Below are 5,657 nucleotides of genomic sequence, written 5' to 3'. Positions count from 1 at the left end.
GCCACCCCGGAAGGACCAGGTACAGGGTCCGGCTGTTCTCCAGCGGTCGCTTTGGCCCGGGCAAGCAGGCTTTGACTGGTTTTGGCCATAATGTGAGCATTCAGCTTTTTGATGGCTTCCGGTACCGGGGTATTATTGGCCAGAGCGTCGTCAAGCACACTGATCACTTCCCGCATTTGCATAATCAGTGAATCGGCTGTGGTTACCTGAAGGCTTGAGGGTGAAGGGAGCAGGTCCTGTTCAGTCAGTTTCTGGCTTAATTTCAGTTTGTCAAGCCCCGCTGCACTGGTCACCTTGTTAATGTATTCTTTGGCCAGTGCCTTCGTGGCCGCTTTGTCGAGGGCTTCAAGTTCCGTTACCGGCTTGGTCAGGATCTGTTTTAACGTTAAGGACGAGGTAGGAATGGGAGCCAGGTCAGCCAACTCGGTTATTTCTGCGTCGGTGGGTTGATAAAGATGCCCGATACCTCTTCCGTTGGCAATCTGCCCTGACTGAGTCAATCCAAGGCCGTATCGCTGAGCCAGCGGTCTCAGTACGTTCATGGCCCTTGCGACCAACTGATCCATTGAATCGGCGCTGGCTATAAGCAAATAGCCGTCGGAATCAGCAGTGGTCAGAGATAGTTGATTATTCACTCTTTGTATTTTTGCAAATATGACATGTGAGGTACGGGGGGAGATGGTAAACAGAACATTAGCATCTGCCCCTGCCGGTAACTGAGTTGCCTTCGCATTGAACGCTGCAACCATCTTTGACAGCATTGACCGGATTGTAAGAAATGGTTCTCCACCATAGACTCTAAACCCAAATTGCTCAACTTTCTGGCCAATTTTATCAAGGTAATGACTGTCTCTTTTCAGGCCCAGGCTACGCCATAAACTTACGGGGGAAGATATACTATTTTTACTCGCAATTTCCTGTAGGATCGTCCTGACAAGAGCGGGTAATCGAGCATATCCGGTACCCAGGAAAATAGCATTGACCATAGTATTTAATGAGCTGCTAACAGAAATTCCCAACTGGCTGGCAACGGTCAATGAAACTACATCCGACTGACAAATGCCTTCAGCTAACTGCTGATCACGCATCATTAATCGCAAAGGGTTCCAGATTACACAGAAAAGTGTGAGATAAGCCATATGCGTCATAGTTGACGGATTGGTGGTCCCCAGAGATATCTGTTCGAGACGGTGAATCATGGTACGAACAAGGAGCCTGAGCGATTGCATCATGTCTCTCTGTCGTGGCGGAGCAAAAACGTTAAAATATGAGAGGGTGTTAACTTTAAACGCTAATCTGCCAAGTGCCTGAAAGTCTTGATTCCCTATTAAATCAAAGACCTCGTTCTCATATTGCCGCAAATAATTGGCCATCTCCGGCGGCTGCCGGAGTTGATTGGTAAGAGCTATTGCATCTGGGCCTGCCGCAACGCCACGCTGCATCGTAAGGGTAAATTCATTGCGCATTGCTGAAAAACCCCGTAAAAACTCCAACAGTTGCGGGACCTTGTTGTCTCTGGCAAGTACACCTTCAGCCCCTATCAGCAGCCTGATTTTGCTTAAGAAATCCTGCTCCGAAAGGATCATTCTTTTTGAACGATGGTGATGGGCTACTGTCGTTGAGCTAGTATTCTGGGCAGGCGCGATTGTGGTGTTGAACTCATGGATAATGTCATCCACCCCGGCTGCTACGATATCCAAATAGTGACGAGTGGCATCAGGGAAAGTGCCATTGATCGTTTTGGCGAAGGCTTCAATGCCTTTGAGCAGCATATATCCGGCAAAATCCCTGGCACTGTCCTTAACAAAGGTGACTAATTCCGTGAAGTTAAGGGCCGGAAACAGTTGTTGAAAATAAACCAGGTCATTTTCGTACATGCCAAGATTGGTTGATTTGCCCATGTCGTCCACTATGGTGGTCAGTTGCTGCTCCAGTGTTAAATTGGTAGTGGCCAGCGAACTGGACGGGGCTACGGTGGTCCTGGTGGGCGCGATGTCGGTGATGCCGCCAAATGAATGTGCCGGGATAATACTGTCAGTCCAGGGGAGCAGGGTGTTAACCAGTGAGGGAGTGCTGGTCGGTAGTAGTATCGGGGCGGTGGCAATGCTTGCAGAAGTAGAATCCTGGACAATCGAGCTTGCATAATTAAATGACGTTATTTGCCTACCCGCTGGGCTGGCAGAAACCGAAACAGAACCCGGATAGGCTGTTGTTGAATTTGCAGATGCATTGGTAACAGCGCCCTTGCTGGAACCGGACAGGCTGAACCGGGCTGGGGAAGCCGTGGAGGCATTCATGGCAGTTGCAGAACTGTGCAGCGAAGGCAATGAATGCATACCCGTTGTATGGGTAGAGGCGGCACTCTTCACCGAGCCGGATAACCCCATGGACGTTGCCGAATGTTCACCGGTTTCACCCATATCATTGATACTTACACTTGTGGCGGAAGGCCCTGCTGAGCCAGAAGCATGGGGGTGATGGCTAGAGACGCTGGCTGCCAGGGGATTGCTGACTGAGCCGGACAGGCTGGCTGGCCGATGAGCGCCGGTTGTCGTAAAACCGGAGTCCGTCGCTTTGACTGAGCCTGCTGAATTGTGGGCAGTAGCGGTATGTTTAATGGGCCCTGATGAGCTGTCTGATGAACTCACAGCAGTCTTGTAATCACTGCTACTGCTGTATATACCCTGAGTAGTGGCTGGGGATCTGACCAGGCTGGATTTTGCCAGGTATACACCGGTGATTGCTGTTAACACCGACGCCGACGCCTGTACCGAGCCTGTTTCGCTGTGCACAGATGGACTGTTAGCGGACGTTGCCGAAGCAGCGTTATCAGAGACCCTACCCTTCATTGCCTCCGACATAGTGGCCGTTGCCGTGTGTATGCTGCCTGCGCTGGCAGATGTTGAATCGTTTGCCGAATTTGAATGGCTGGCCGAAGCTGTTTTTGAGGTTGCGCTATTTATTGAACCCGCTGTGCTTTCAAATGATGTTGAAGCGTTTGCCGAATTTGAAATGCTGACCGAAGCAGTGATTGAGGTGGCGCTATCTATTAAAACAGCTGCGCTTGAATGAATTGACTTTGTCTGCCTGAGTGAGACTGAAGAACTGGCAGACTGAACCAAATGGCTGGTTTGATTCTGGCTACCCGATGCAATCATCGTCTTCCCTGTCTTTTTATTAGCCACTTGACGTGAGTGAAACACGCTGGTTGTTTTAGCACGATCATGAGGAAATTTTTTATCATGATCATGAGGAAATTTTTTATCATGATCATGAGGAAATTTTTTATCATCATCATGAGGATTTTTTTTATCAGGATCATGAGGAAATTTTTTATCATGATCATGAGGAAATTTTTTATCATCATCATGAGGATTTTTTTTATCAGGATCATGAGGGAGTTTTTTATCAGGATCATGAGGAAATTGTTGATCAGGCAGAAAACCTGGATTAGTTGGTTTAACTGGAAGTCCAAGATGCATCGCTTGATAAACCCGTCAGTTGACTTTTATTCATTTCAGATTGATGAAAAAAATATCCAACTTTACAAAAGTTGCAAATATTCGAGTTAGAAAAGTTTACAGTACGGGGGTGACAAATAAGGGGTCATTGCCTGTTACAAGCCTAAGGCGAGGTCTGCAGCCATTCAGATAAGGAAGGCCGTCCAACGGTATTCGATAATCTCCCCAAACTGAAGGGCGAGCACTGGCTCTCCATCGGTCGTCTGGATCTGAAAGTCAGCCGTTTGAAGCGGGTCCGGTTTGGCAGCATGATCATTCCTGACCAGCTGCGTCAGGGGCAATTTCAGGAGCTGGAAAAACCAGATATCGACGCCCTTGCCGCATTGGTTGACCTGTCACCAGCGCCCTCCTTCCACAAAAAACCCCGGGACCGGCTGAAAAAGAACGAAGTGCAGGCCAGAAAGGTGAAAGGCAGTGCCAAACGTTTTAACCCGCATCCGAAGAAGGGTTCCCGCTAACCTGAACTCAACCGATCATGACTCCTGGACCGACAGTTTGTTGTTCATGGGTTCCATCATTAAACCGGAGTCTGGGCAAACTCCTCCGCTTCGGTTTGCAACCGCGCTGCTATTTCCGCCTGCCATAACTCGGTAGGCTTGCCATTCAGTGATCCCAAACTGCCCAGCGCCACCTGGGTAATGATCTCTTCTTGCAGGTCACTGTCCAGATTGTGGTTGATAAAGTACTGCGGCAACTGGTCGGCGACTTCTGCCTTGATGGTTTTATAAGCACTGAGCATGTCGTTTATGGTGCCCCGGTCGTAATGGTGCTGCTGGAACACTGGCGGCTGGGCGCACTCTGCCGTCTCCTGGCAGGATCGCTGGCTGGCATTGTCCCGGGTTGGCAGCAGGTCAATAATGTGTGCCACCAGTTGTTGCGCCTCGTCGTATTGCCCGGTCACCTTGCCAGCAGTGACCATCGACATCAGCTTCAGGCGGTTCATCGCCTCTTCCTGGACCCCCATCTTGCTGTCGTACAGGGCGGTGAAGCGTTGCCAGGCACTCTGGCTGTCTCTCGGAGCCGGATCATCCCACTGGGGCTCCAGTCCAAAACAGTCCGGCATCCTTGTCAGTGACTGGATGGCCTGTTGCTGCTGCTGGTCCGACAGCGCGAAGAAGGATGCCCGGGCCGAGCCATAATCACCCGCTTCCAGCTGGCTGAGGCAGGTATTACTCGCCTGAACAGCCCCCGGGCTTGTAACCGGGGTCAGCCGTTGTTCCAGTCGCTGGAACAGCTGATCGCGGCGGCTGCTGTAGTTGCCACTGCTGGTGCCCAGCCAGTCTGGCAGCTGGCTGAACAATCCCCTCGAATGCTGGGCAAACACAGCCCCTCTTTGCAGTTCCTGAAACTGGCTGGCCCGGTCAACAATGGCATCGCGCAGTGCGCCACTGAGTAACGGGCCGGAGTCAGCCGTCCGGGATTCTGCGGTCATTTGTTCCAGTTGACGGTCTGCCATGGCGTTCAGCATGCACTGGCCAAGATCTCTGGCCGGGCCTGACTGGCACGGCCGGGTTTGCTCCCCGCCAAAGAAGATGGCACCGCCACCGGTGCCCCGAACCCGTCCGCCGCTGTCGAAAATATTGGCGGCGCGCTCATGTTCAACCCCCAGTCTGGGCGAGAACAACACTTCGAGCAGAAACTCCTCGGTGCAGCTGGTCGGTTGCTCCTCATTGGTGACCATGGCGATGGCCATATTCAGCAGGTCATCGGTTTGCCAGGCAGCATCCGGCTGTATCCGCTGCAGCCTGAGCTGCTGCAGGAAAGCCGACACTTCGTTGTGCAGTTGCCGGGCCACCCGCATGCTGCCGGTGAGCAGCCGCATGCCCGGCAGGCAGTCAAAGGGCTGTGCCGCCGTATCAGTCCGGTGCCTCTCACCATGAGCCAGTGTGTCAGGTCGGATGGGGCGGTCCGTGGCCCGAGACACCAGCAGCCCGGCCAGAGCCAGGCTGTCGTTGACGCTGTGCGTCGCCGACCTGACTCTGCTGGCCGGCTGGTTGTCGGCACCATTATTAGTATTAGTAGACTCCTGTCGTTGATGGCTTTGCCCGGCAGTGATCTGCGCTGCTCCCTGCGCCTGGTCAGCGGTGACCCGGGTGCCGCCGGTCAGCCAGGACAGGCCATGACGCAGCACCGACA

At 52.4% G+C, this 5,657-nt stretch carries 4 protein-coding genes; 2 read left to right on the top strand and 2 right to left on the bottom strand.

What is annotated here, in order from left to right; translation table 11 throughout:
* Positions 1-2,753 (bottom strand): hypothetical protein (locus ACO6VE_RS23760; RefSeq protein ID WP_422463902.1); only part of this gene is annotated, 2,753 nt, incomplete at its 3' end.
* Between ACO6VE_RS23760 and ACO6VE_RS23755 the strand changes: the two genes are divergently transcribed.
* Both ACO6VE_RS23755 and ACO6VE_RS23750 read left to right on the top strand, forming a co-directional pair.
* Positions 2,737-3,072: a hypothetical protein gene (locus ACO6VE_RS23755; RefSeq protein WP_422463900.1), complete on the top strand. Its 336-nt coding sequence runs from the start codon at positions 2,737-2,739 to the stop codon at positions 3,070-3,072. The genes ACO6VE_RS23760 and ACO6VE_RS23755 overlap by 17 nt on opposite strands.
* A gap of 697 nt (positions 3,073-3,769) precedes the next feature.
* A complete protein-coding gene (locus tag ACO6VE_RS23750; RefSeq protein ID WP_422448633.1) occupies positions 3,770-3,979 on the top strand; it encodes a hypothetical protein in 210 nt (69 codons plus the stop codon).
* A 59-nt stretch (positions 3,980-4,038) separates the two neighbouring features.
* On the opposite strand, the gene ACO6VE_RS23745 is transcribed toward ACO6VE_RS23750, so the two are convergent.
* The coding region (locus tag ACO6VE_RS23745) for a hypothetical protein (protein ID WP_422463898.1) at positions 4,039-5,657 on the bottom strand (1,619 nt) is incomplete at its 5' end.

Source organism: Endozoicomonas sp. ALB115, assembly GCF_049310245.1.
Taxonomy (GTDB): domain Bacteria; phylum Pseudomonadota; class Gammaproteobacteria; order Pseudomonadales; family Endozoicomonadaceae; genus Endozoicomonas.
The sequence above is the reverse complement of the archived record's forward strand: the minus strand, read 5'-3'. Positions and strand labels throughout refer to the sequence as shown.

What these genes read in the sequence shown, in the direction of transcription:
- ACO6VE_RS23750 (WP_422448633.1), top strand. Translation starts at nt 3,770, where the DNA reads ATGATCATTCCTGACCAGCTGCGTCAGGGGCAATTTCAGGAGCTGGAA.